Here is a 25,580-nt window from a genome sequence, read left to right as displayed (position 1 = left end):
CCGGGGCACCGGGAGGTGTGCTCTCCCCCTTCGCCTGGAGCAGCTCATCGGGAATGCCTGCGGGAATGACGGCGCGACACCGGCCCACGGAGAAGGAAGACTGAAGGATTCCCGCGCGCGAGCAGAGCTCACCTTTCCATAAATCAGACGAGCACAACAAGGGTGGGTTCATCGGGAACACAAACGAGCCGGCCCCGTCCGTACTCGTGTACGGACGGGGCCGGCCCCGGTGTTCGATGACGCGCGACTAGGCGTCCTTGCTGAGGTTCGGGCCCGTGCCACCGCTGCCGGCCGCCTCGACCGGCGGGGCGTCGGCGACGGCCACCTTCTCCTCACCGCGGAAGGTGAACTTGACGTTCTCGCCCTCGCCCTCGGTGCCCACGACCACGATGTGACCGGTGCGCAGCTCGCCGAAGAGGATCTTCTCGGAGAGCACGTCCTCGATCTCGCGCTGGATCGTCCGGCGCAGCGGCCGGGCACCCAGCACCGGGTCGTATCCGCGCTTGGCGAGCAGCGACTTGGCCTCGGGACTGAGCTCGATGCCCATGTCCTTGTCCTTGAGGCGCTCGTCCACCCGGGCGATCATCAGGTCGACGATCTGGATGATGTCTTCCTCGCTGAGCTGGTGGAAGACCACGATGTCGTCGACACGGTTCAGGAACTCGGGACGGAAGTGCTGCTTGAGCTCCTCGCCGACCTTGGCCTTCATCCGCTCGTACCCGGTCTTGACGTCACCCGCGGCCGCGAAGCCGAGGTTGAAGCCCTTGGAGATGTCCCGGGTGCCGAGGTTGGTGGTCATGATGATGACCGTGTTCTTGAAGTCCACGACCCGGCCCTGGGAGTCGGTCAGCCGACCGTCCTCCAGGATCTGCAGCAGGCTGTTGAAGATGTCCGGGTGGGCCTTCTCGACCTCGTCGAAGAGGACGACGGAGAACGGCTTGCGGCGCACCTTCTCGGTGAGCTGCCCGCCCTCCTCGTAGCCGACGTATCCCGGCGGGGAGCCGAAGAGCCGCGAGACGGTGTGCTTCTCGCTGAACTCGGACATGTCGAGCTGGATCAGCGCGTCCTCGTCACCGAAGAGGAACTCGGCGAGCGTCTTGGAGAGCTCGGTCTTACCGACGCCGGACGGGCCGGCGAAGATGAACGAGCCACCGGGGCGCTTGGGGTCCTTCAGGCCGGCCCGCGTGCGGCGGATGGCCTGCGAGAGGGCCTTGATCGCGTCCTTCTGGCCGATGACGCGCTTGTGCAGCTCGTCCTCCATGCGCAGCAGACGCGAGGACTCCTCCTCGGTGAGCTTGAAGACCGGGATGCCCGTGGCGGTGGCCAGGACCTCGGCGATCAGCTCCTCGTCGACCTCGGCGACGACGTCCATGTCGCCGGCCTTCCACTCCTTCTCCCGCTTGGTCTTCGCGGAAAGCAGCTGCTTCTCCTTGTCACGGAGAGAGGCGGCCTTCTCGAAGTCCTGGGAGTCGATCGCGGACTCCTTCTCCCGGCGCACGTCGGCGATCTTCTCGTCGAACTCGCGCAGGTCCGGCGGAGCGGTCATCCGGCGGATGCGCATCCGGGAACCGGCCTCGTCGATCAGGTCGATCGCCTTGTCCGGCAGGAAGCGGTCCGAGATGTACCGGTCGGCGAGGGTCGCCGCGGCCACCAGGGCGGCGTCCGTGATGGACACGCGGTGGTGGGCCTCGTAGCGGTCCCGCAGGCCCTTGAGGATCTCGATGGTGTGCGGCAGCGACGGCTCCGCGACCTGGATGGGCTGGAAGCGGCGCTCCAGGGCCGCGTCCTTCTCCAGGTGCTTGCGGTACTCGTCGAGCGTGGTGGCGCCGATGGTCTGCAGCTCACCGCGGGCGAGCATCGGCTTCAGGATGGAGGCGGCGTCGATCGCGCCCTCGGCGGCACCCGCACCCACCAGGGTGTGGAGCTCGTCGATGAACAGGATGATGTCGCCGCGGGTGCGGATCTCCTTGAGCACCTTCTTCAGGCGCTCCTCGAAGTCACCGCGGTAGCGGGAGCCCGCGACCAGGGCACCGAGGTCAAGCGTGTAGAGCTGCTTGTCCTTCAGCGTCTCCGGGACCTCGCCCTTGACGATGGCCTGGGCCAGGCCCTCGACGACGGCGGTCTTGCCGACGCCGGGCTCGCCGATCAGGACGGGGTTGTTCTTGGTGCGGCGCGACAGCACCTGCATGACGCGCTCGATCTCCTTCTCGCGCCCGATGACCGGGTCGAGTTTGGTCTCACGAGCGGCCTGAGTGAGGTTGCGGCCGAACTGGTCCAGGACGAGCGAGGTCGAGGGGGTGCCCTCGGCGGGACCGCCGGCGGTGGCGGCCTCCTTGCCCTGGTAACCGGAGAGCAGCTGGATGACCTGCTGCCGCACCCGGTTCAGATCGGCGCCCAGCTTCACGAGGACCTGGGCGGCGACGCCCTCGCCCTCGCGGATCAGGCCGAGCAGGATGTGCTCCGTGCCGATGTAGTTGTGGCCGAGCTGGAGGGCCTCGCGGAGCGACAGCTCCAGGACCTTCTTGGCCCGGGGGGTGAAGGGGATGTGACCGGACGGGGCCTGCTGGCCCTGACCGATGATCTCCTCAACCTGCTGGCGGACCGCCTCGAGCGAAATCCCGAGGCTCTCCAGGGCCTTAGCGGCGACACCCTCACCCTCGTGGATAAGGCCCAGGAGGATGTGCTCGGTGCCGATGTAGTTGTGGTTGAGCATCCGGGCTTCTTCCTGAGCCAGGACGACAACCCGCCGCGCGCGGTCGGTGAACCTCTCGAACATCGTTAATCGCTCCTCAGAGCGGTCGGGCAGTTAGGGGCGTGTCCCCTCCCTGTCCTTCCGCATGCTAGTCCCGCACAGCGGGGCAGCTCACTTCAACCGTCGACACCTCGCGAGGTCGTTTACCCCCCGCGCCGTCGACAACAGCCACAACTTGATGGTGCGAGACGATGTTCCCGCAGGCCAGGCGGATAGCCCTTTATCCAGTACGCCGAGGGCGAACGCCCTGCCCGTCCGACATGCCCGTCGTCCCTTCCCACTAGGTATTTCTTACCCGCTCCCACCGACAGTCCATGCCGGAAGCGCGCCGCCTGTCTGCTACAGGCGAACAGGCTTGCGTCCGGGGAATTCACGGACAGTGACGGGATACCGGCACCCGGGTACTCCTGGTGACGGCTCTCGTAACCGCGGCCGGGTCCGCGGCGTTGCGCAGGACATGCAGGCCTCTCAGGACATCCGGCGCATCCCGGAACCACGGCGCACGACGGGCATGGACGCCCTCGACGTGCCCGCCGCGGCCGGGTACGAGGTGCTGGACCGCTTCCCGCCGGGGAGGACCGGGCCGGTGGCGCTGGAGGGGCCGCGCATGCGGTTCTACGTGGCCGCCGGCGGGGCCGCGGAGGTCCCGGGCCTGCTGGACTGGCTGGAGTGGACCGGCGTCCCGCTGGACCTGGTGCCGCTGCAGGGGCTTACCGGGCGGAACGACGGCGCGCCCGTGTGGCTGCGTCCACCCGGAACGGGCGGGCACAGCCACACGGGCGCGCCGCACTTGCCCGCCCTGACGGTCGGGGGTTGCCCGGCCGACGGGGACCCCACGGGGCCCGTCGGCCTGGTGGCCCTGGTGTCCGCACTGGCGAACGCCTGCCACCGGGTCCGGCTGCGCACCGGCCGGACCGGTCAGCCGTGCTCCTTCTCGTACGCCTCGCGGATCTGCGCCGGGACGCGGCCGCGGTCGTTGACCTCGTAGCCCGCCTCCTTGGCCCAGGCACGGATCTTCGCGGTGTCCTGGCTCGCGGAGCCGCCGCGGGAGGCGGCCTTCACGGTGCGGCCACGCCCTGCACGGCCGCCGGTGCGCCGGCCGCCGTCCACGTAGGGGCTCAGCAGGCCGCGCAGCTTGTCGGCGTTGTCGGTGGTGAGATCGATCTCGTAAGTCACTCCATCGAGTGCGAACGTCACGGTCTCATCCGCCTCGCCGCCGTCGAGGTCGTCAACAAGAAGGACCTGAACCTTCTGTGCCACCGGCTTCCCTTTCATCGAATACGGATAACCGGTAAAAGCAAACCGCCTTTTCCCGGAAAACTCAAACCCCTTGCCCGAACTGCTCCGGTCCCTCACGCCGTACGCGGTCTTCCACCGGGGAACGTATCGGACATACTGTTGTGCTGGAGGCGCCCGGGGAGCGGCGTCAGAGATGCAACAGCATCCGGCTGTTGCCCAAGGTGTTCGGTTTCACTCGTTCGAGGTCGAGGAACTCGGCCACACCCTCGTCCTTTGACCGCAGCAGCTCACCGAAGACATCGCCGTCGACCGGCGTCTCACCGATCTGCACGAAGCCGTGCTTCACGAAGAAGTCCACTTCGAAGGTGAGGCAGAAAATTCGCCGCACTCCCAGCCAGCGCGCGGTCTGCAGCAGCTTCTCCAGTACGAGATGGCCGATGCCGTTGCCGTGGTGGACCGGGTCGACCGCGAGAGTGCGCACCTCGGCGAGGTCCTCCCACATGACGTGGAGGGCACCGCAGGCCACGACCTCGGCGTCCTGATCGCGTTCGGCGACCCAGAACTCCTGGATGTCCTCGTAAAGCGTGACCGTCGGCTTGTCCAGCAGGATGCGGTCCCGGACATAGGCGTCGAGCAGTCGCCGGACGGCCGGCACATCACCGGTGCGCGCCCGGCGGATGGTGACGTCATTTGAAGCGACGGGCATGCACGGACGCTATCGTCCGTCCGATCCCGGCGTCTCGCCGGGGTCAGCGGGTTCTGCGGGTTCAGCGGATTGGACGACCCGCATTGCGTCCCGGAGCGCTTCTCGCTGTTCCGCCGACATCATCCCGAAGAAGGCGACAAGAGCCGCCGCCGGGTTGTCACTCGCGGCCCACGCCTCGTGCATCAGCGCGGCGGAGTAAGCGGCACGCGTGGAAACCGCCTCATAGCGATAGGCGCGCCCTTCGGCTTCCCGGCGCAGCCAGCCCTTCTGATGAAGGTTGTCCATTACGGTCATGACCGTCGTGTACGCGATGGAGCGCTCCCGGCGCAGATCTTCGAGCACTTCGCGTACCGTCACCGGGCGGTTCCAGCGCCACACCCGTGTCATGACGGAGTCTTCGAGGTCTCCCAGGGGACGGGGCACACCCGAATACTAGTGGCAATCGGGCGGAATGCCCCGGAATGCCGGAGAACCCCGGGCGTCAGGCCCGGGGTTCGGCGCCGCCCGGCCGGGGGGCCGGGGCGGCGGGAGCGGCGTTGGCGGCGAGTGCGGTGTCGACCACCGCGTCCTCCTTGGCCTTGTTGGCCCCGCCCTGGCTCTTGATCAGCGTCCTGATGAGGAACGTGAACGCGATGGCCATCACGGCCGGGGGCACGAGGGCGGAGACGTAGTCCATGCGACCAGAGTAGCCACGCCCCCGCGCGGCTCCGTCGCCCGGTCGGCCCGGGACGCTCCGGCGGCCCGTCTCAGCCCGTGGCGAGCTGTTCCGGCGGAGGCTGGGTGCGGCGGCGCGGCGGGAAGATCTCCGCCGGGGTCGGCACCTTGCGCTTGGGCTCGTCGCGCTCGGGGGCGTCGGGATCCGCGGGCGGGGTTCTCGGGTCCGGCCGCGGCGCCGGCTTCGGCTCCTGGCCCCGGCCGCGTTCCGCGGGGTCGTCGGCGGAGGTCCGGCCGCCGGGCAGGGCCCGCAGCCTGGTGCGCCCCGGGCGGGCCGTGACGGGCGGCGAGGCGGGCGCCGGGATGCGGGCCGCCAGGCGGGCGCGGACGTCGAGCTCCGCCAGGTGCTCGCAGCGGCGCAGCACCCCGTACCGGCGGTGCGTCTCGGCCTCGGAGGACGGGTGCGTGCGCAGCATGCGCAACGCCGCGAGGTCGTCGGGCACGGGGACGTAGCCCGTGTCGAGCGCGCCGGTCAGCCGTTCGAGGTAGCCGGCGGCGCTGCCGGGCAGCGCCGCCCGGTAGCGGGCGAGCTCCGCGAGCAGGAAGGTGCGCAGTCGCCCGGCCTCCCGGGCCGCCTCGTCCACGTCCTCGACAAGACGCAGATAGTCCCGCACATCGTCGGGCGTGGGGGTCGTGGTGCTGGACTGGAGGGCCGCTGAGAGGGCGCGCCGGAGCACGCGCAGTTCATCCGCGCTGAACGCCATTCCGCCTCGGGACCCGTGTGGCGTGGGCATGCACCGACTTTACGTACTAAGCGGACAAAATACGCGTAACCAGATATGCCCGGGCGTGCCGTGCCGACGGCCGTCCGGGGCCGTCGCCCGCCCGTCAGGTCGCCTGGACGTTGCGCTCGTAGACCAGGCGCAGCCCGATGAGGGTCAGCCACGGTTCGTGGACGTCGATGGCCGCCGACTCGCCCAGCACCAGGGGCGCCAGGCCGCCGGTGGCGATGACGGTGACATCGTCGGGGTCGTCCGCGAGCTCCCGGGCCATCCGCTCGGTCACGCCGTCCACCTGGCCCGCGAAGCCGTACAGGATGCCGGACTGCATCGCCTCGATGGTGTTCTTGCCGATGACGCTGCGCGGCCGGGTCAGCTCGACCTTGCGCAGCTGCGCGCCGCGCGCCCCGAGGGCGTCCACGGAGATCTCGATGCCCGGGGCGATGGCGCCGCCGGCGTACTCGCCGCGCGCGGTGACCGCGTCGAAGGTGGTGGCCGTGCCGAAGTCCACGACGACGCACGGGCCGCCGTACAGGTGCACGGCGGCCAGCGAGTTGATGATCCGGTCCGAGCCGACTTCCTTGGGGTTGTCGGCGAGCACCGGGACGCCGGTCTTGACCCCGGGCTCCACCAGGACCGCGGGGACGTCGCCGTAGTAGCGGCGGGTCACCTCGCGCAGCTCGTGCAGCACGGAGGGGACCGTGGAGCAGATCGCGATGCCGTGGATGTTGTCGCCGAGCTCCTCGCCGAGCAGCGGGTGCATGCCCATCAGGCCCTGCATCAGGACCGCCAGCTCGTCCGCCGTGCGGCGCGGGTCGGTGGAGACCCGCCAGTGCTCGACGATCTCGTCCCCGTCGAACAGTCCCAGGACGGTGTGGGTGTTGCCGACGTCGATGGTGAGCAGCATCAGTCCCGCTCCGGTCCGTCACCCGCGGGACCGGCGGCATCCGCGGCGCGCAGGTCGAGACCGATGTCGAGGATCGGCGAGGAGTGGGTCAGCGCGCCCACGGCCAGGTAGTCCACGCCGGTATCGGCGTAGGCGCGGGCGGTCTCCAGGGTGAGCCGGCCCGAGGACTCCAGGGCGGCGCGGCCGGCGACCAGCGCGACGGCCTCTTCGGTCTCGGCCGGGGTGAAGTTGTCCAGCAGGATCAGGTCCGCGCCCGCCTCCAGGACCTCGCGGACCTGGTGCAGGGTGTCGGCCTCGACCTCGATGGCCAGGTCGGGGAACTCCTCCCGCACGGCCTTGAAGGCCGCGGCGACGCCGCCCGCGGCGACCACGTGGTTGTCCTTGACCAGGGCGGCGTCCGACAGCGACATGCGGTGGTTGACGCCGCCGCCGCAGCGCACCGCGTACTTCTCCAGCGCGCGCAGGCCCGGGGTGGTCTTGCGGGTGTCGCGGACCCGGGTCTTCGTGCCCTCCAGCAGGTCCGCCCAGCGGCGGGTCGTGGTGGCGATGCCGGACATCCGGCACAGCAGGTTGAGCGCGCTGCGCTCGGCGGTCAGCAGGTCCCTCGTCCGGGTGCGGACGGAGAGCAGCACCTGGCCCGCCTCGACCCGGTCGCCGTCCTCGACGTGCCGCTCGACCTCGAACTCGTCGGTGCAGACGACGGACAGGATCGCCTCGGCGACCCGCAGCCCGGCCACCACGCCCGCCTCACGGGCGGTGAAGTCGCCGGTGGCGAAGGCGTCCTCGGGGATCGTGGCGACGGTGGTGACGTCCACCCCGCCGTCCAGGTCCTCCTCGATCGCCATGTGGGCGATGTCCTCGACCAGTACCGGGTCCAGCCCGGCGTCCGCCAGCAGCTGGGCCAGGCCCGGGTCTAGACCGCACTCGTCCGGGTCGTACGCGTGCTCCTCGCCGGCGCCGCAGCCGCAGCCGTCACCGCAGCCACCGCCCCCGCCGCCGCTCGGGCCGCCGATCTGCAGGAGGGGTTGGTCGGGCGTGCTCATCGCTGCTGCTCCGTTCCAGGGCGGGTCGGGTGGGGTCCCCCGGGCAGGGGGCCGGGGGCGAAGTCCGCTGTGTCGGTGGTGCGGATGGTGAGAGTAGCGGGTGCGGCGGGCACCGCTCCGCCCGGCCGGAGGCCGTGGGAGGCGGGGGGATCGAGGGTGGCGACGATGTGCCGGCGCCACGTGGCGTCGTCCCGCTCGGGACGGTCCTCGCGCCAGTGGCAGCCGCGGGTCTCCTCGCGGCGCCGGGCGGCCTCGACCAATACTCGCGCGACCAGGCAGAGGTTGGACGCCTCCCAGGTCTCCACGCACGGCTCGGCGGTCTTGCCGTCGCGTTCCAGCAGCTCGGCGGCGTCGGCGTACATCCGGTGCAGCGCTTCGGCCGCCTCCTCCAGGCTGGCGGCGCTGCGCAGCACGCCCGCCCCGCGCGTCATGATCCGCTGGATCCCGTACCGCGCCTCGGAGGGCAGCAGCGGGAAGCGGCTCGGGGCGGGGATCACGGGGGCGCCGGGGGCGGCCGGGTGCGCGGCGATGTCGGCGGCGATCCGCTCCGCGAAGACCAGCCCTTCGAGGAGGGAGTTCGACGCGAGCCGGTTGGCGCCGTGCACGCCGGTGCAGGCGACCTCGCCGCAGGCGTACAGGCCGGGCACGGTCGTACGGCCGCGCAGGTCGGTGCGGACCCCGCCGGAGGCGTAGTGCGCGGCCGGGGCGACCGGGATCGGCTCGGTCACCGGGTCGATGCCGTGGGCGCGGCAGGCGGCCAGGATCGTGGGGAAGCGCTTGCTCCACATCTCGGCCCCGAAGTGGCGGCCGTCGAGGTACATGTGCTCGGCGCCGGTCTCCTGCATCCGGCGCGTGATGCCCTTGGCGACGATGTCCCGCGGGGCCAGCTCGGCCAGTTCGTGCTGCCCCTGCATGAAGCGCACGCCGTCGGCGTCCACGAGATGGGCGCCCTCGCCGCGCACCGCCTCGGAGACCAGCGGCTGCTGGCCCTCCGCGTCCGCGCCGAGGAAGAGCACCGTCGGGTGGAACTGCACGAACTCCAGGTCCGAGACCTCCGCCCCGGCGCGCAGCGCCAGCGCCACGCCGTCACCGGTCGACACGGAGGGGTTGGTCGTCGCGGAGAACACCTGGCCCATGCCGCCGGTGGCCAGCACCACGGCCCGGGCCCGGACCGAGCCGACCCCGTCGCGCTGCCCCTCGCCCATGACGTGCAGGGTCACCCCGGCGGTGTTGCCAGCGGCGTCGGTGAGCAGGTCCAGGACGAGGGCGTTCTCGATGAGTTCGATCCTCCCCTGGCCTTCGGCATGGGGGACCCCACCCTGGCCTTCGGCATGGGGGACCCCACCCTGGCCTTCGGCACGGGGGACCCCGGCTTCCCGCACGGCCTCGATCAGGGCGCGGGAGATCTCCGCGCCCGTCGCGTCGCCGCCGGCGTGCGCGATACGGCGGCGGTGGTGGCCGCCCTCGCGGGTCAGCAGGATCTCGCCGGTGGTCTCGCTGGTGTCGAAGTGCGCACCGGTCGCCATCAGCCGCCGCACCGCGTCGGGGCCCTCGGTGACCAGGACGCGGACCGCCTCCTCGTCGCACAGCCCGGCGCCCGCCACCAGGGTGTCGTCCAGGTGCTGCGCCGGGGTGTCGCCCTCGCCGAGGGCCGCCGCGATGCCGCCCTGGGCCCAGCGGGTGGAGCCGTCGTCGAGATGGGCCTTGGTCACGACGGTGACCTTGGCCCCCTGCGCGGCGCAGCGCAGCGCGACCGTCAGCCCGGCCACGCCGGACCCGACCACCACCACGTCCGCCTCGTGCGCCCAGCCGGGCGCGGGGGCGAGCAGCCGTATGCCGGTGGTGCTCATCGGGTGCCTCCGAAGTCGAGTGGCAGGTTGTCGATCAGCCGGGTCGCCCCGACCCGGGCGGCGACGGCGAGCACCGCGGGTCCGGTGTGGTCCGCGGACGCCTCGGAGAAGTCCCGGGGGTCGACGAGGGCGAGGTAGTCCACGCCCACGCCCTCGGCGCCGTCCAGCACTTCCCTGGCGGCGGCCCGTACGGCCTCCGGCCCCTGCCCGGCCGCGTCACGGCCGGCGAACAGGGCGCGGGACAGGGCCAGGGCGGTGCGGCGCTCCCCCTCGGAGAGGTAGCGGTTGCGGCTGGACAGGGCCAGGCCGTCCGGCTCGCGCACGGTGGGGACGCCGACGATCTCGACGGGGAAGTTCAGGTCGGTGGCCATGCGCCGGATCAGCGCGAGCTGCTGGGCGTCCTTCTGGCCGTAGAACGCGACGTCGGGCCGGGTCAGGTGGAGCAGCTTGGCGACGACGGTGAGCATCCCGTCGAAGTGGCCCGGGCGGGAGGCGCCCTCGTACCGCTCGCCCATCGGCCCTGCCCCGACGCGCACCTGGGGCTGCCCGCCGGGGTAGACCTCCTCGACGGAGGGGGCGAACACCACGTCGGCGCCCGCCTGTTCGGCGACCTTGAGGTCGGCGTCGAGGGTGCGCGGGTAGCGGTCGAAGTCCTCGTTCGGGCCGAACTGCAGCGGATTGACGAAGACGGTGACCACCACGGTGCCCTCGCCGACCCGCCCGCGGGCGGTGCGGATCAAGGTGGCGTGGCCCTCGTGCAGGGCGCCCATCGTCATGACGACGCCGGTCGCGCCGGAGCGGCCCTCGACGGCCGCCCTCAGCTCGCGCGCGGTGTGGACCAGTTCGGTCATCGCTCTCCCCGTTCTCCGCCGCCGGTTCCCGCGGCCCCGTCGGCGAGTACGCCGAGCAGCGCCTCGGCGAACTCGGCTTTCAGCAGTCCGCCCGCCAGGGCGCGGTCCGCGGTGGCGCGGGCCATCGCGAGGTAGGAGGCCGCCATCTCCGGCGCGTGCTTGCGCAGTTCGGACAGATGGGCGGCGACCGTGCCGGCGTCGCCGCGGGCCACGGGGCCGGTCAGTGCGGCGTCGCCGGAGCGCAGGGCGTTGTCGAGGGCGGCGCCGAGCAGCGGGCCGAGCATGCGGCCGGGCTCGGCGACCCCGGAGGCGCGCAGCAGTTCCATGGACTGCGCGACGAGGGTGACCAGGTGGTTGGCTCCGATGGCCAGGCCCGCGTGGTAGAGCGGCCGGGCGGACTCCTCGATCCACTCCGGCTCACCGCCCATCTCGATGACCAGCGCCTCGGCGGCCATCCGCAGCTCCTGCGGGGCCGTGACGCCGAAGGAGCAGCCGGCCAGCCGCTGCACGTCGACGGAGGTACCGGTGAAGGTCATCGCCGGGTGCAGCGCGAGCGGCAGCGCGCCCGCGCGCAGCGCCGGGGCCAGGACACCGGTGCCGTACCGGCCTGAGGTGTGCACCAGCAGCTGGCCCTGCCGTACGGCACCGGTCTCGGCGAGCCCGGTCACCAGGTCCGGCAGCGCGTCGTCGGGGACGGTGAGCAGCACCAGCTCGGCGCGGGCCAGCACCTCGGCGGGCTCCACGAGCGGCACGTCGGGCAGCAGGGCGGCGGCCCGGCGGCGGGAGGCGTCGGAGACACCGGACGCGGCGACGGGGCGGTGCCCGGCCATCCGCAGCGCGGCGGCGAGCGCGGGACCGACCCGGCCCGCGCCGACGACGCCGACCGTGAGCCGCGCGGGGCGGGCCTCCACGTCGGGGGGCAGGGGCCCCGGGGAGTGCGATGCGTTCACGCTGGCTTGCCTTCCGTTCCAGTCCTCGCGGGGGTACCGGACGTTCTCGTCAATGCTACGCGAATGTTCCCCGGCGCCCTCCGGCACGGCAGGATCGGGGCATGACCTCTGCGGACGACGAGAAGGCGCGGCGGATCGCCGCCGTCAACGCCTGCGACCGGGTGCTGTCGCACGGCACGTACCCGACGATGCGGGACCGGCTGGCCCGGCTGGCGGCCAGGGACGGGCTGGACGGCCCCACCGACATGTACGGGGACGGCATCGTGGCCGAGGTGGAGCAGCGGGTGGCCCGGCTGCTCGGCACCGAGGAGGCGGTCTGGTTCCCGACCGGCACCATGGCACAGCAGGTCGCGCTGCGCTGCTGGGCGGGCCGCACCGGCAACCCCACCGTCGCCCTGCACCCGCTGGCCCACCCCGAACGGCACGAGCGCGGGGCGCTGTCGGCGCTCAGCGGGCTGCGGACCGTGCACCCGACCACCGCGCGACGGCTGCCGGACGCCCAGGAGATACGCGAACTGGACGAGCCCTTCGGCACGCTCATGCTGGAACTGCCGCTGCGCGACGCCGGTTTCGTCCTGCCCTCCTGGGAGGACCTGACGGCGACCGTGGAGGCCGCGCGTGAGCGCGACGCGGTCGTCCACTTCGACGGCGCCCGGCTGTGGGAGTGCCCGCCGCACTTCGGGAAGCCGCTGGAGGAGATCGCGGGGCTCGCCGACAGCGTCTACGTGTCGTTCTACAAATCCCTCGGCGGAGTCGCGGGCGCCGCCCTGGCCGCGCCGTCCGCACTGGCCGCCGAGGCCCGCGCCTGGCGCCACCGCTACGGCGGCCTGCTCTTCCAGCAGTGGCCGACCGTCCTGGCGGCGCTGGACGGGCTGGACCGCGAACTGCCCCGGCTGCCGGAGTACGTGGCCCACGCCAAGACGGTCGCCGCGGCCCTGCGCCGGAGCCTGACGCAGGCCGGGTGGGCCCGGGTGCACCCGGACGTGCCGCACACCCACCAGTTCCAGGTGTGGCTGCTCGAGGCGCCCGAGGTGCTCAACGAGGCGGGCGTGCGGCAGGCGGAGGAGACCCGCAACGCGCTCTTCGGACGCTGGTCCGCGGGCGAGGCGCCGGGGACGTCGATGACCGAGGTGACGGTCGCCGCCTCCGCCCTGGAGTGGGACGCGGACGACGTCGCCGGGGCCGTGGACGACTTCCTCGGCTACGTGCGCGAGGTCCGCAAGGAGTCGTAGCCCGCTCCTGGACGCCCCGGCAGCCCAGGGTGCGGGCGCTCTGCGGGAGAGGCCGAGGGCACGGTCGGTGGCCGCCGGGCGGCAGATTGGCGGGGATGTGCGGAGCGACCGGGCGGGCCACCCGCCCGCCCGGGAACCCGGCGACGGCCGCCGCGGCGTGCTCGCCGTCGAGCCCGGCGACCCGCGACTCCGCGTCGCCGGGACGACGCTCGACGTCCGCCAAGGCCCCCGGAACGGTCTGGGGTGTCCCCCGGTGACCGCGCGGTCGGCCGGCAGTGCCACGAGCCCGCCCACGGACTCCCGCGCGGCCGCGGGGCCCCAGCCGTTCGTACGCGCGAGGGCGCGGTCGGTGCGCGCCGGTGCCGCGTCTCATCACCCCGCGTCTTTGCCCAACGATGTGGCCGCTCGTCGAACCGCCGTGCCGCCCGGCACGGTCCTCTGGAACCGGCCACCGTCCTCGACGGCGACGTACAGGCCCGGCTAGGCCGCGCCGCCGCCGGCCCGGACGAGGCCGGTCTCGTAGGCCAGCACCACGGCCTGGACGCGGTCGCGCAGGCCGAGCTTGGTGAGGATGCGGCCGACGTGGGTCTTCACGGTCGCCTCGCTCAGCACCAGTTTCGCGGCGATCTCCCCGTTGGACAGGCCCTGGGCGACCAGCAGCAGCACCTCCCGCTCGCGGTCGGTCAGCCGGTCCAGCTCCTTGTGGCTGGGCTGGGACACGCTCGGCAGCAGGGGCGTGAAGCGGTCCAGCAGCCGGCGGGTGGTGCTGGGCGCCACGACCGCGTCGCCGCTGTGGACGGCGCGGATGGCGGCCAGCAGCTCGTCCGGCGGGACGTCCTTGAGCATGAAGCCGCTGGCGCCCGCCTTGAGCGCGGAGAAGGCGTACTCGTCGAGGTCGAAGGTGGTCAGGATCAGCACCCGGGGGCCGTCGCCGGGCTCCCGGCCGCGGGCCCCGGTGCCGTCCGGGGCCGCGCAGATCAGCCGGGTCGCCTCCACCCCGTCGAGCTTCGGCATGCGGACGTCCATCAGCACGACGTCCACCGCGGCGGTGCGCAGCGTCTCCACCGCCTCCGCGCCGTCGCCCGCCTCGGCGACGACCTCCATGTCCGGCTGCGCCTGCAGCACCATGCGGAAGCCGGTGCGCAGCAGCACCTGGTCGTCGACGAGCATCACGCGGATCGCCATGGGTACCGGTGCCTCTTTCCCTGTGTCTGGTCGTGCGCTGTCCGGTCCGTGCCGGCCGTTCCCGGCACGGCGTCACGTCGGTCACATCGCCGCTACCGCGCGGCCTTCACGGGCAGCACGGCGCTGATCCGGAAGCCGCCGCCGGGCCGCGGGCCGGCGTCGAGGGTGCCGGCGACCATGCCGACCCGCTCACGCATGCCGATCAGGCCCTGGCCCTGCCCGTCCTCGCCGCCCGACTCGTACAGGTCCTGCTGGGCGCCGCGCCCGTCGTCCTCGATCAGCAGGGCCAGTTCGCTGTCGCGGAAGGTGAGCCGCACATTGGCCCGCACGTCGGGGCCGCCGTGCTTGCGGGTGTTGGTCAGGGCCTCCTGGACGATCCGGTACGCGGTGAGCTCCACGCCGCTGGCCAGCGGGCGGGAGTCGCCCTCCACCTCGAAGACCACCGGCAGCCCCGCGCCGCGCACCTGCTCGATGAGGTCGCCGAGCTGGTCGACGCCGGGCTGCGGCACGTACTCCCCGCCGACGGCGTCCCCGGCGCGCAGCAGGCCCAGCAGCCGGCGCATCTCGGTGAGCGCCTGGCGGCCGGTGCTGGAGATGGTCTCCAGGGCCTGCTTGGCCTGCTCGGGCGAGGCGTCCAGCACATAGGCGGCGCCGTCGGCCTGGACCACCATGACCGACACGTTGTGCGCGACGACATCGTGCAGCTCGCGGGCGATCCGGGCGCGCTCGGCCGCCACCGCGGCCTTCGACTGGGCCTCGCGTTCGCGCTGGAGGCGGGCCGCCCGCTCCTCCAGCTCCGCGTAGTAGGCGCGGCGGGTGCGCAGGCTGTCGCCGATGACCCAGGCCAGGGCGAAGGGGATGGCCAGGAAGAACGCCCCGACGACCTGGCTCCAGCCGCTCTGCTGCGCGCTGGGCCAGCGCACCGACGCTATGGGGGAGGCCAGCAGGCCGCCGACGAGCGCCAGCCGGGAGGCCCACAGGGCGCCGTTCGCGGCGACGGTGTAGATGATCACGAGCAGGGCGAAGTCGCCGGGATTGATCCGGACGTCGGCGACCAGCTGCAGGACGCCGACCGCGATCGCCACCAGCAGCATCCGCTCCGGCGCCCTGCGGCGCAGCGCCACCACCAGGGACAGCGCCACGCACAGCGCGGCGGCCGTCGCCCGCGAGTCCGTGCCGAGGTCCCCCGTCGCCATCCACAGGCACGACAGCCCGAGCAGGGCGACGGCCCAGAAGGTGTCGACCCAGGTCGGGTGCCGGCGGAGGAAGTCGTAGAGGCGCTGCACGTAACCCAGCGTAGGCACGGTGGATGCGTGCGGGAGTCAACCGGCAGAGCGATCCCGGGTACTCCGCAGGTTGGACGTGGGCCCTGTTCCGGAGGACGAGCCGGGGGCGGTGGACGCGGCCGTTCAGCCCGCGCGGCGGTGGCTGCGCGTGCCGTTGCGGGAGCGCTTCTCGATGTACATGCGCTGGTCGGCGGAGTGCAGCACCTCGTCGGCGGTCATGCCGCAGCCCGCCCAGCCGATGCCGAAGCTCGCCCCGACCCGGACCGCGCGCCCCTCGAAGCGGATCGGGGGGATGATCGCGTTCCGCAGCCGCACGGCGAGGTCCTCGGCGTCCTCGCGGCCCAGGCCGTCGGCGAGGACGACGAACTCGTCGCCGCCGAGTCTGGCAACGGTGTCACCGTCCCGCACGGCGCTGGTGAGCCGGCGGGCGACCTCGATGAGGACCGCGTCGCCGGTGTGGTGGCCGAACCGGTCGTTGATCGACTTGAAGCCGTCCAGGTCGCAGAAGAGCACCGCGAGGCCCTTGCCGCCCTCGGGGTCGTCGGCGGGCGGGAGGGTGTGCGTGTGGTGGTCGTAGCCGGCCAGCGGGGGCACGCCGCCCTCGATCGGGTCGAAGCCGTAGCTGTACGCGAACTCGTCGCCGCCCGCGTCCGCCGCGGTGTGGCCGTCGGCGTCCGGGGCCTGCGGCCGGGAGCAGATGCGTCCGGACAGCCGGGCGCGCAGTTCGGCGCTGTTGGGCAGGCCGGTGAGCGAGTCGTGGCTGGCGCGGTGGGCGAGGGCCAGTTCGCGGCCCTTGCGCTCCTCGATGTCCTCGACGTGGGTGAGCAGGAAGCGGGGTCCGTCGGCGGTGTCGGCGACGACGGAGTTGCGCAGGCTCACCCACAGGTAGGAGCCGTCGCGGCGCTGCAGCCGCAGTTCGGCGCGGCCGCCCTCGGCGCTGGTGCGCAGCAGGACGCCGACGTCCTCGGGGTGGACCAGGTCGGAGAAGGAGTGGCGGCGCAGCAGGGCCGCGGGACGCCCGAGCAGCCGGCACAGCGCGTCGTTGGTCCGCACCAGCTTGCCGTGCTGGTCCCCGCCCATCTCGGCGATGGCCATGCCGCTGGGGGCGTACTCGAAGGCCTGCCGGAAGCTCTCCTCGCTGGCCCGCAGCGCCTGCTGCTCGCGTTCCAGACGGACCAGCGCGCGCTGCATATTTGCCCGTAGACGCGCGTTGCTGATCGCGATGGCGGCCTGGAAGGCGTACATCTGCAGCGCCTCGCGGCCCCAGGGGCCGGGACGGCGGCCGCCGACCGGGCGGTCCACGGAGATCACGCCGATCAGTTCGCCGGCCCCGGAGGGGTTGGCGTACATCGGGGCGATCAGCCGGTCCTCGGGATGCCACTCGTCGGGGAAGCGGGGCAGCGGTCCGTCGCCCGGCCAGCCGGGGACGTCGTCACCGTCCAGCACCCAGCCCTCGTGGTGGGGTATGAAGCGCAGGTTGCCCCAGCGCTCGCCCATGGTCAGCCGGCGCTCCCAGGAGGCGCGCGAGCCCACGCGTCCGGCCATCAGGGCCTCGGCGGCGGCGCTTCCCGCGACGGCGGCGACCACCAGGTCGCCGTCCGGGCGGACCAGGTTGACCACGGCCAGCTCGAAGCCCAGGCCCTTGACCACCCCGTCGGCGACCGCCTGCAGGGTGTCGGCGAGGCTGCGCCCGGTGTTGAGGTCCGCCACCACCTGGTGCACCTGGCGCAGGGTCGCGAGACGGACATACGGCTCCGACTCGGTGTCCATGCGCTCTCCCGGGCCCTCGACGACAACTCCTGAGACTGCTTGTGGTCCGTTGTGGTCCGATTCCCACCGCAACTGAATCACAGCGAGCACCACGACCGGTACACAGGGTCAACAATTCATGCCACCTGTGACTCAAGTCACAGGTGATTGTCGTGTTCCGATCACGCAGCGTAGGGCTCGCCAGGGGATTGCCTTCACCCATTGAACACAAGCGGCCAGGTGAGCGGGGGTAGGACAGCGGAACCGGGGTGCGGGGGGAGGTCCTAGGACCAGGCTCGATCCGAAGTCCGATGCGGGTGCGGCGCCGGTACGGCTAGCGTCGTGGCGTGCCACAGTCAACCACCTCCCCGCCCCGCATCCCGCATCCTGGGACCGTGCCCGACGGTCCTGAGCCAGAGCTCCCGGTCGTGGACGGCGAAGCCTTCCGCGCCGCCCTGAGCCGACTCGCCGCGGGTGTCGTCCTCGTGACCGCCCACGACCCCGAGGACGGCCCGAACGGCGAGGACGTCGGCATGACCGCGACCGCCTTCATCTCGGTCTCCCTGGACCCGCCCATGGTGCTGGTGAGCCTGCGCGAGGACTCCCGGATGGACGACGTGCTGGAGCGCTGCCCGCGGTGGGCCGTCTCCCTGCTCAGCGAGAGCCAGCGGCACATCGCCGGGCGCTTCGCGATGCGCGGCCGCATCAGCGACCGCCTGCTGTTCGAGGACGTGGCCTACTACCGCGGCGAGGCGTCCGGCGCCCCCGTCCTCGGCGGCGGCCTGGCGGTCCTGGAGTGCGAGACCGAGCAGCGCGTGACGGCGGGCGACCACACCCTGGTCGTCGGACGGGTGCTGACCGCCCGCACGCCCAGCGCCGACGGGGCGCCCCTGGTGTACTTCCGCGGCCGCTACCGGCACCTGAGCTGACGCCGGCGCCCCGCACGGGCCCGGTGCCACCCGGCCCGCACGGCTCAGTTCCAGCCCCGCGGGTCGCGCCCGCGCTTGGTCTCGCCGCGCTGCTTCTTCTCCCGCAGTCGCCGCTCGTTGATCCCGCGCGGGATCTTCGTCGGCCGGCGCACCCTCGGCGGCGGCGCGGTGGCCTCCGCGAGCAGCGCCGCGAGACGCGTCAGCGCCGTCTCCCGGTTCCGCCACTGCGAGCGGTGCTCCGAGGCCCGTACCACCACCACACCGCCCACCAGGCGGGACGCGAGGCGCTCCAGGGCTCGTTCCTTCCACACCGGCGGCAGGCACTCCGTGGCGGCCAGGTCGAAGCGCAGCTCCACCTGGCTGTCGGAGGTGTTCACATGCTGGCCGCCCGGCCCGGACGACCTGGAGAAACGCCACTGGAGCTCGGCCTCCGGGACGGAGACCGAGCCGCGGACGACGAGCGGCAGCGATCCGGACATGCCCCCCATGATCCCGGCCGGGGGCGCCCACGTCACAGGGTTTTCGCGCCGTCAAGGAACCGTGCGCGCCCCTGACCGCGTTCACCCCTGTGAAGGTAGCGTCATCGTCGGCACGTACGACCGACATCACGGAGGGGACTCCCATGGCTGTAAGCCTGTCCAAGGGCGGCAACGTCTCGCTCACCAAGGAAGCTCCGGGCCTGACGGCCGTCACGGTCGGCCTGGGCTGGGACGTCCGCACGACCACCGGAACCGACTTCGACCTCGACGCGAGCGCGATCGCCCTCAACCCGAGCGGCAAGGTCTACTCCGAGGGCCACTTCGTCTTCTTCAACAACAAGCAGACGCCCGACCAGACCATCGTCCACACCGGCGACAACCGCACCGGCGAGGGCGTGGGCGACGACGAGGCGATCAACGTCAACCTGGCCGGGCTGCCGGCCGACGTCGACCGCATCGTCTTCCCCGTCTCCATCTACGACGCCGAGACGCGCACCCAGAACTTCGGCCAGGTCCGCAACGCCTACATCCGCATCGTCAACCAGGCGGGCGGCACCGAGATCGCCCGCTACGACCTGAGCGAGGACGCGGCCACCGAGACCGCCATGGTCTTCGGCGAGCTCTACCGCAGCGGTGCCGAGTGGAAGTTCCGCGCCGTCGGCCAGGGCTACGCCTCGGGCCTGGCCGGTATCGCCACCGACTTCGGCGTCGGTCTCTGAGCGGCAGGCTCCCGAGCCGCGGGCTCCCGAGCCGCCCGTCAATTCGGGCGCCCCGTGCCCCGCACGCGACGAGCGTGCGGGGCATGCCCCTGTTCGAGTCCCTCGGCCCCCTCGAAGTCCTGGTCCCGCGGGACGGCGCCCTGCCGCCCGGTCTGCTGGGCGAGCTGACGGCGCTGTACGCCTCCAACGCCGCCTTCCACCGGGTGACCGGGGACTTCCCTGACCCCGACCGCGTCACCCCGGAGCAGGTCGCCTCGGCCCTCAACGCCGAACTGACGCACCCCGCCGTGGAGGTGCTGCTCACCCGCGACAGCGCCGACGGCAGCCTGGCCGGCATCGCCGTCACCCTGGCCGAGCACCCGGACCCCTCGATCCGTACCCCTGGATCGGCCTGCTGATGGTGCACGGCGGGCGGCAGCGGGCGGGGCTGGGCCGGGAGCTCGCCGGACGCGTCGAGGCGCGGCTGCGGGCCGCCGGGCGGGACGGCGTGCGCCTGGCGGTGCTCGACGGCAACCCCGGAGCGCTCGCGTTCTGGACCGCGCTCGGCTACCGGGTCGTGGACCACCGCGAGGACCGCCAGATGGGCCGCCCCTGCGCCGTCCTGCACAAGGATCTGCCGCCGGGGACGCCACGTACCATCGGCGGGTGATCGACCTCGGCTACTCGCTCTCCCGCCGCTTCCCCGACCCCCCGCAGACCGACTACCGCACCGCGGACGTGCGGGCGCTGCGCCACGACCTGTTCTGCGGGGACGTCTACCTGGCGGACGTCAAGGCCGACCGCGAACTGTCCACAGCCTGGGGATGGGTACCGGTCCTGGACTTCGCGTGGGCGCTGTGCGCCATCGTCGAGCACCTGGACCGCGACCCGCTCGGCGGCCGCGCGGCCCGCCCCCAGCGCGCGGAGCTGGACTTCACCGAGTCCACCGACCGCCTGCGCTTCGAGCGCCGTTTCGGCTGGGTGGACGTCACCGCCGACTGGGCGCCGGACGAGCCGCCGCTGGCCTTCGCCCACACGGAGCTGCGCCGCGAGGCCCGCGACTTCCTGCACGACCTGATCGCCGACCTCACCGACCTGCACGACGGCCTGGACGCCAACCCGGCGATCTGGGACCTGCAGGCCCGCTTCCCCCGCGTGTGACCCGGACGGCGGTATCGCCCGGACGGCCCCGTCCGGCGTGCGGGGCCCATTTGGCCGCCGTCCACTTGGGGGCATGGACGACTACCCGTTGCTGAACCTGTTCTGGACCATGCTCCTGATCTTCTGCTGGGTGCTGTGGTTCTTCCTGCTCTTCCGGATCATCGGCGACCTCTTCCGTGACCACTCGCTGAACGGGTGGGCCAAGGCCGGCTGGATCATCGTCCTCATCTTCCTGCCCTTCCTCGGCGTGCTGGTCTACGTGATCGCCCGCGGCAAGAGCATGGCCGAAAGGGACCAGAAGCAGGTCAAGGAGGCGGACGCCGCCTTCAAGCAGTACGTCCGCGACGCCGCCGGGAGCGGTTCCGGGGCGGCGGCCGCGGGTGCGCACGGCGCGGCCGGGAGCCCGGTCGACCAGCTCGCCAAGCTCGCCGACCTCAAGAGCAACGGCCACATCAGCGAGGAGGAGTACCAGAAGGCCAAGGCGAAGATCCTGGCGTGACGCGGTTGACCTCAACCCCGGTTGAGGACGAACAGTGGGCGGTGCGGACCCGGTCCGGCCGCCCGCTCACGTTTCCGCGCATCTCCGTAGGGGGCACCTCGTGCACGCCATCGTTCTCCACGCGTTCGGCCCGGCCGCCAACCTGAGGTACGAGACGACCGAGGACCCCGAGCCCGGCCCCGGTCAGGTGCGGATCGCGGTCGCCGCCGCCGGGGTTCACATGATCGACACCGCGCTGCGCTCGGGCGACTTCGACGGCCCGTACCCGCTGCCCGCCCTGCCGACGGTCCCCGGCCGCGAGGTCGCCGGCACCGTCGACGGCGTCGGGGAGGGCGTCGGCCGCGAGTGGCTCGGCCGGCGTGTCGTCGCCCACCTGGGCATGGTGCCCGGCGGCTACGCCGAACGCGCCGTGACCTCCGTCGGCACGCCCCACGTGCTGCCGGACGGGCTGGGCTTCGCCGAGGCCGTCGCCATGGTCGGCACCGGCCGTACGGCGATGGGCATCCTGCGCCAGGCCCCGGTCGGCCCCGCCGACGTCGCCGTGGTGACCGCGGCGGCCGGCGGCATCGGCACCCTGCTCGTCCAGGCCGCCCGGAACGCCGGGGCCACCGTGCTCGGCCTCGCCGGCGGTCCGGCGAAGGCCGCACGGGTACGGGAGCTCGGCGCCGACGCGGCCGTCGACTACACGGCCGACGGCTGGACGGCCGCCGCCCGGGCCGCCCTGGACGGGCGGGCCGCCACCGTCGTCTTCGACGCGGTCTCCGGGGACCTCGGGCGCGGGGCGGTGGACCTGCTCGGCCGGGGCGGGCGGCACGTGGTCTACGGGTGGGCCTCCGGCGGGGCACTGGACCTGTCAGACGAGGAACGGGCCGTACGCGGCATCACCTCCGCGGTCGTCCTCGGCCCGGCCATGGCACGGGCCGGCGGCCCCGGCGGCCTGCGCGCCCTGGAGGAGGCGGCCCTGGCCGAGGCGGCGGCCGGACGCCTGCGGCCGGCGGTCCACCGCTTCCCGCTCGCGGACGCGGCGGCGGCCCACACCGCGCTGGAGAGCCGGGGCACCGCGGGCAAGGTCGTCCTGATCCCCTGACCAACCAACCCGGTACACGGGTGCCCGGCGACCCGCCGTCCGCCGGGCCCCCGTGTACCGGGTACAGGTCGCGGGCAGGGAGAAAACGTGACAACCGTGCTGCGCGCCCTCCGGGAGATCCCGCTCGACGGCGGGCCCGTGGAGTTCCGGGGCGCCCTCGACCTGGAGCGCACGGAGGCCGGCCTGCTGCCGCGCCGCCTGCCCGCCTGGACTCGCCCGCAGTACCCGGACGCCTTCATGGACGAGGTCACCGCGCTGCCGTCCGGGGTGCGGCTGGCGTTCCGCACCGCGGCCCGTGCCGTCGAACTGGAGCTACTGACCTCGGTGGTGCAGCTCGACGGGAGTCCGGAGCCGCTGCCCGCGGGGGCGGTCGACCTGACCGTGGACGGCGTGTACGCGGCGACGCGGCCCGCCCCGTGCGGTCACGTCCTGCACAAGCCGGACCTCTTCGCGCCGCCCGCGCGCCGGCAGCGGGGGGTGCCCGGCCGGGTGCGCTTCGAGGGGCTGCCGGAGGGCGAGAAGGACCTCGAACTGTGGCTGCCCCAGCAGACCCGTACCGAAGTGGTCGGGCTCCGGGCCGACGCCGAGGTGCTGCCGCCCCGGCCGACCGGGCGCCCGCGCTGGGTCCACCACGGCAGCTCCATCAGCCACTGCGCCACCGCCGACTCCCCCACCGGCACCTGGCCGGCCCTGGCCGCCAGCCTCGCCGGCGCCGAGGTGGTGAACCTGGGCCTCGGCGGCAACGCCATGCTCGACCCGTACGTCGCCCGCACGATCCGGGACCTGCCGGCCGACCTGATCAGCCTCAAGCTGGGCATCAACATCGTCAACCAGGCCGCCTTCCGGCTGCGTTCGTTCGGGCCCGCGGTGCACGGCTTCCTGGACACCGTCCGCGAGGGCCACCCCGGCACCCCTCTGCTGGTGGTCTCCCCCATCAGCTGCCCCGCGGTGGAGACCACCCCGGGGCCGACCGCGCCCGGCGTCTCCGCCGCCGTCCCGTCCGTCGTCGCGCTCGGCGATCCCGGCGACGTGCCCGGGGGCGCGCTGACCCTGACCGTCATCCGGGCGGAGCTGGCCCGCATCGTCGCCGAACGGGCCGCCGCGGGCGACCGCCGGCTCCACTACCTGGACGGCCGTGAGCTGTTCGGCCCGGACGACGTGGCCGACCTGCCGGACGCCCTGCACCCCAACGCGGCCGGCTACCGGCGCATGGGACACCGCTTCGCCGCCCTCGCCTTCGGCGCCGGTGGGCCCTTCTGCGGCCGCTGAGCCGGCCCCTGCCCGTGCGCAACGATTCACGTAAGCCGCGCAAGAAATGAACAGGGGTCCGCACTTCACCATCAGTGGGCCGAAAACATCGCGCAGGAGCCTTGTGGAGCCGTCCGCCGGGTCCTTACTGTCGCCTCACCTCACGACGTCCGCTCCGCCTCGCACGTCCAGGGCGGTCGCGCCTACGAGAGAAACGAGCTGGGGATGGCAGGGAGCAGCAGGAGCAGGAACACCTGGCGAAGAACGGTCGCAGTGGTCGCGGCGGCGGCCGGGATCGGGCTCGGCCTCGGCGGGACCGCGCAGGCGGGCACCGCCGCGGCGAAGGCCGCCGGCCCGGTGGTGACGCGGGCGGCACTGGATCCGGCGCTGGTCGCCGGACGCGGCGCCGACCCGGGGTTCGCCGAGCAGGAGGCGGAGAACGCCGCGACGAACGGCACGGTCATCGGCCCCGGCCGCAGCGCGTACTCCCTCCCCGCGGAGGCGTCCGGGCGGAAGGCGGTGACCCTGCAGCGCGGCCAGTACGTGGAGTTCACGCTGCCCAGCGCCGCCAACGCGATCACCGTGCGGTACAGCATCCCGGACGCGCCGGGCGGCGGCGGCATCACCGCGCCGCTCGACGTGACGGCCGGCGGGCAGGGCCGCCGGACCATGACGCTCACCTCGCAGTACGCCTGGCTCTACAACCAGTACCCGTTCTCCAACGACCCCCGGGCCGGCCTCCTGCACGACGACTGGTGGATCACCGAGTGCGGCTGCGTACCGAACGCCACCACCCCGGCGCCGGTGATCGACAAGCCGTTCCGGCCGAACCACTTCTACGACGAGCAGCGGCTGCCGCTGGGCCGGACGTACAAGGCGGGCGAGAAGATCAGGCTCACCGTCCCCGCCAGGGCCGGCGCCGTGACGACCACGATCGACCTGCTGGACACGGAACTGGTGGCCGCCCCACGGGTCGCCCTCGTCGCCGCGAACGTGCTCGCCTTCGGCGCCGACCCGACCGGGCGCCGGGACTCCGCGGGCGCCATCGACAAGGCCATCGCCTTCGCGCGGCGTGCACACCTGAAGGTGTACATCCCGCCGGGCACGTACCAGGTCAACCGTCACATCGTCGTGGACGACGTGACGATCGAGGGCGCCGGCAACTGGTGGACCGTCATCAAGGGCAAGGAGGTGGCCCTCGGCACCCCGGCGCCGGACGGTTCGGTGCACACCGGGGTCGGCTTCTACGGCAAGGACGCCTCCGCCGGCGGCAGCCACGACGTCCACCTGTCGGGCTTCGCGATCGAGGGCGACGTCCGTGAGCGCATCGACACCGACCAGGTGAACGGCATCGGCGGGGCGCTGTCCGACTCCACGATCAAGGACCTGTACATCCACCACACCAAGGTGGGCATGTGGTTCGACGGCCCGATGTCGAACCTGCGGATCACCGGCAACGTGATCACCGACCAGATCGCCGACGGCCTCAACTTCCACACCGGCGTGACCGATTCGGTGGTCAGCGACAACTTCGTCCGCAACTCCGGCGACGACGGGCTGGCCATGTGGTCGGAGAAGACCGCGAACGCCCGCAACACCTTCGACCACAACACGGTGCAGACCCCCGTGCTCGCCAACGGCATCGCCGTCTACGGCGGCACGGACAACACGGTCTCCGGCAACCTGATCGCCGACCCGATCCGCGAGGGCAGCGCCCTGCAGGTGGGTTCCCGCTTCGGCGCCCAGCCGTTCGCCGGGCATCTGTGGATCACCGACAACACCACGGTGCGGGCGGGCACTTACGAGCTGAACTGGAACATCGGGCTCGGGGCGATCTGGTTCTACGCGCTGGAGAAGACCATCGACGCCGACATCCGCGTGACCGGCGACCACTTCCTCGACAACACCTACAACGCGATCATGCTGGTCTCCGACTTCCCGGTGAAGGACGCCTATTCCATCAGCAACGTGCACTTCAAGGACATCCGGGTCGACGGCACCGGCACCTCTGTGGTGAGCGCGCGGGCCGCGGGCTCCGCGTCCTTCGAGAACGTCGACGCCCGCAACGTGGGCGCGGTCGGGGTGAACAACTGCGGTTCGTTCAACTTCCCGGCCACCGGTTCGGAGTTCTCGCTCGGCGACCTCGGCGGCAACGACGGCGGCGGAACGACCGGGCCCTGGCTCGCCTCCTGGGAGCTGCCCAACACCATCACCTGCGACGACCGCCCGCCGGTGGTCGTCCCGCCGGCGCCCTCCACCTGGTAGACCCGGCCCCCCGTCACGGACCGGCGCCCTC

Annotated in this window: 26 protein-coding genes; 11 read left to right on the top strand and 15 right to left on the bottom strand. The window is 72.7% G+C overall.

Features of this window, described 5'->3' with window-relative positions; genetic code table 11:
- Positions 1 to 247 precede the first annotated feature (247 nt).
- A complete protein-coding gene (locus PV364_RS30050; RefSeq protein ID WP_319663577.1) occupies positions 248 to 2,776 on the bottom strand; it encodes an ATP-dependent Clp protease ATP-binding subunit in 2,529 nt (842 codons plus the stop codon).
- Positions 2,777 to 3,209: 433 nt separating this feature from the next.
- Here PV364_RS30050 and PV364_RS30045 point away from each other — a divergent pair, with 433 nt between their 5' ends.
- Entirely contained in the window at positions 3,210 to 3,740 is a 531-nt protein-coding gene (locus PV364_RS30045) for a hypothetical protein (RefSeq protein WP_319663576.1), read from the top strand.
- Here PV364_RS30045 and PV364_RS30040 read toward each other — a convergent pair.
- From PV364_RS30040 to PV364_RS29995, 10 genes are all read right to left on the bottom strand, one after another.
- A complete protein-coding gene (locus PV364_RS30040; protein WP_319663575.1) occupies positions 3,671 to 4,012 on the bottom strand; it encodes a histone-like nucleoid-structuring protein Lsr2 in 342 nt (113 codons plus the stop codon). The genes PV364_RS30045 and PV364_RS30040 overlap by 70 nt on opposite strands.
- Before the next feature lie 166 nt (positions 4,013 to 4,178).
- Positions 4,179 to 4,697 (bottom strand): amino-acid N-acetyltransferase, encoded by a 519-nt coding sequence (locus tag PV364_RS30035; protein WP_319663574.1) that lies wholly within the window; start codon positions 4,695 to 4,697, stop codon positions 4,179 to 4,181.
- 9 nt (positions 4,698 to 4,706) lie between these two features.
- Positions 4,707 to 5,120, bottom strand: a complete 414-nt coding sequence (locus PV364_RS30030; protein WP_319663573.1) for a BlaI/MecI/CopY family transcriptional regulator — start codon at positions 5,118 to 5,120, stop codon at positions 4,707 to 4,709.
- A 58-nt stretch (positions 5,121 to 5,178) separates the two neighbouring features.
- A complete protein-coding gene (locus PV364_RS30025; RefSeq protein WP_319663571.1) occupies positions 5,179 to 5,373 on the bottom strand; it encodes a hypothetical protein in 195 nt (64 codons plus the stop codon).
- Between the two features lie 70 nt (positions 5,374 to 5,443).
- Positions 5,444 to 6,145 (bottom strand): hypothetical protein, encoded by a 702-nt coding sequence (locus PV364_RS30020; RefSeq protein WP_319663570.1) that lies wholly within the window; start codon positions 6,143 to 6,145, stop codon positions 5,444 to 5,446.
- A 94-nt stretch (positions 6,146 to 6,239) separates the two neighbouring features.
- Positions 6,240 to 7,037, bottom strand: coding sequence for a type III pantothenate kinase (locus PV364_RS30015; RefSeq protein ID WP_319663568.1), 798 nt, complete (start codon positions 7,035 to 7,037; stop codon positions 6,240 to 6,242).
- Entirely contained in the window at positions 7,037 to 8,080 is a 1,044-nt protein-coding gene (gene nadC / locus PV364_RS30010) for a carboxylating nicotinate-nucleotide diphosphorylase (RefSeq protein WP_319663567.1), read from the bottom strand. Before nadC ends, PV364_RS30015 begins: the two co-directional genes overlap by 1 nt.
- Positions 8,077 to 9,930, bottom strand: coding sequence for an L-aspartate oxidase (locus tag PV364_RS30005; protein ID WP_319663566.1), 1,854 nt, complete (start codon positions 9,928 to 9,930; stop codon positions 8,077 to 8,079). Before PV364_RS30005 ends, nadC begins: the two co-directional genes overlap by 4 nt.
- Complete coding sequence (panC, locus tag PV364_RS30000) at positions 9,927 to 10,781, bottom strand: pantoate--beta-alanine ligase (protein ID WP_319663565.1); 855 nt, start codon at positions 10,779 to 10,781, stop codon at positions 9,927 to 9,929. The genes PV364_RS30005 and panC overlap by 4 nt, the downstream gene beginning before the upstream one ends.
- On the bottom strand, positions 10,778 to 11,731 hold the full coding sequence (locus PV364_RS29995; RefSeq protein ID WP_319663563.1) for a Rossmann-like and DUF2520 domain-containing protein: 954 nt from the start codon (positions 11,729 to 11,731) through the stop codon (positions 10,778 to 10,780). Before PV364_RS29995 ends, panC begins: the two co-directional genes overlap by 4 nt.
- 101 nt (positions 11,732 to 11,832) lie before the next feature.
- Between PV364_RS29995 and PV364_RS29990 the strand changes: the two genes are divergently transcribed.
- A complete protein-coding gene (locus tag PV364_RS29990; RefSeq protein ID WP_319663561.1) occupies positions 11,833 to 12,963 on the top strand; it encodes a threonine aldolase family protein in 1,131 nt (376 codons plus the stop codon).
- 480 nt (positions 12,964 to 13,443) lie between these two features.
- On the opposite strand, the gene PV364_RS29985 is transcribed toward PV364_RS29990, so the two are convergent.
- From PV364_RS29985 to cdgB, 3 genes are all read right to left on the bottom strand, one after another.
- Entirely contained in the window at positions 13,444 to 14,148 is a 705-nt protein-coding gene (locus PV364_RS29985) for a response regulator transcription factor (RefSeq protein ID WP_319663560.1), read from the bottom strand.
- 92 nt (positions 14,149 to 14,240) lie between these two features.
- Complete coding sequence (locus tag PV364_RS29980) at positions 14,241 to 15,434, bottom strand: sensor histidine kinase (protein WP_319663619.1); 1,194 nt, start codon at positions 15,432 to 15,434, stop codon at positions 14,241 to 14,243.
- A 123-nt stretch (positions 15,435 to 15,557) separates the two neighbouring features.
- The gene (cdgB, locus tag PV364_RS29975) at positions 15,558 to 17,204 is read right to left on the bottom strand and encodes a diguanylate cyclase CdgB (protein WP_319663559.1); all 1,647 of its coding nucleotides are present in this window, start codon (positions 17,202 to 17,204) and stop codon (positions 15,558 to 15,560) included.
- Positions 17,205 to 17,578: 374 nt separating this feature from the next.
- Here cdgB and PV364_RS29970 point away from each other — a divergent pair, with 374 nt between their 5' ends.
- The gene (locus tag PV364_RS29970; RefSeq protein ID WP_401977875.1) at positions 17,579 to 18,112 is read left to right on the top strand and encodes a flavin reductase family protein; all 534 of its coding nucleotides are present in this window, start codon (positions 17,579 to 17,581) and stop codon (positions 18,110 to 18,112) included.
- A 44-nt stretch (positions 18,113 to 18,156) separates the two neighbouring features.
- Here PV364_RS29970 and arfB read toward each other — a convergent pair whose 3' ends face one another.
- Positions 18,157 to 18,600 (bottom strand): alternative ribosome rescue aminoacyl-tRNA hydrolase ArfB, encoded by a 444-nt coding sequence (gene arfB / locus PV364_RS29965; protein ID WP_319663558.1) that lies wholly within the window; start codon positions 18,598 to 18,600, stop codon positions 18,157 to 18,159.
- A gap of 134 nt (positions 18,601 to 18,734) precedes the next feature.
- Between arfB and PV364_RS29960 the strand changes: the two genes are divergently transcribed.
- The 8 genes from PV364_RS29960 to PV364_RS29925 all read left to right on the top strand — a co-directional run bounded on the left by PV364_RS29960 (position 18,735) and on the right by PV364_RS29925 (position 25,549).
- On the top strand, positions 18,735 to 19,310 hold the full coding sequence (locus tag PV364_RS29960; RefSeq protein WP_319663557.1) for a TerD family protein: 576 nt from the start codon (positions 18,735 to 18,737) through the stop codon (positions 19,308 to 19,310).
- 83 nt (positions 19,311 to 19,393) lie between these two features.
- Positions 19,394 to 19,708 carry a hypothetical protein gene (locus PV364_RS29955; RefSeq protein ID WP_319663556.1) on the top strand — a complete coding sequence of 105 codons (315 nt, stop codon included), beginning with the start codon at positions 19,394 to 19,396 and terminating at the stop codon, positions 19,706 to 19,708.
- On the top strand, positions 19,708 to 19,959 hold the full coding sequence (locus tag PV364_RS29950) for a GNAT family N-acetyltransferase (RefSeq protein ID WP_319663554.1): 252 nt from the start codon (positions 19,708 to 19,710) through the stop codon (positions 19,957 to 19,959). The genes PV364_RS29955 and PV364_RS29950 overlap by 1 nt, the downstream gene beginning before the upstream one ends.
- Entirely contained in the window at positions 19,956 to 20,450 is a 495-nt protein-coding gene (locus PV364_RS29945; protein WP_319663553.1) for a hypothetical protein, read from the top strand. The genes PV364_RS29950 and PV364_RS29945 overlap by 4 nt, the downstream gene beginning before the upstream one ends.
- Positions 20,451 to 20,523: 73 nt before the next feature.
- The gene (locus PV364_RS29940) at positions 20,524 to 20,949 is read left to right on the top strand and encodes an SHOCT domain-containing protein (protein ID WP_319663552.1); all 426 of its coding nucleotides are present in this window, start codon (positions 20,524 to 20,526) and stop codon (positions 20,947 to 20,949) included.
- A gap of 100 nt (positions 20,950 to 21,049) precedes the next feature.
- Positions 21,050 to 22,036: a zinc-binding dehydrogenase gene (locus tag PV364_RS29935; protein ID WP_319663551.1), complete on the top strand. Its 987-nt coding sequence runs from the start codon at positions 21,050 to 21,052 to the stop codon at positions 22,034 to 22,036.
- Between the two features lie 96 nt (positions 22,037 to 22,132).
- Entirely contained in the window at positions 22,133 to 23,305 is a 1,173-nt protein-coding gene (locus PV364_RS29930; RefSeq protein WP_319663617.1) for a GDSL-type esterase/lipase family protein, read from the top strand.
- 204 nt (positions 23,306 to 23,509) lie between these two features.
- Positions 23,510 to 25,549 carry a glycosyl hydrolase family 28-related protein gene (locus PV364_RS29925; protein ID WP_319663550.1) on the top strand — a complete coding sequence of 680 codons (2,040 nt, stop codon included), beginning with the start codon at positions 23,510 to 23,512 and terminating at the stop codon, positions 25,547 to 25,549.
- Positions 25,550 to 25,580 lie beyond the last annotated feature (31 nt).

It is taken from the genome of Streptomyces sp. MI02-7b (assembly GCF_033793585.1).
GTDB lineage: Bacteria > Actinomycetota > Actinomycetes > Streptomycetales > Streptomycetaceae > Actinacidiphila.
Note: the sequence above shows the minus strand (reverse complement) of the source record. Positions and strands in the feature narration are given on the sequence as shown.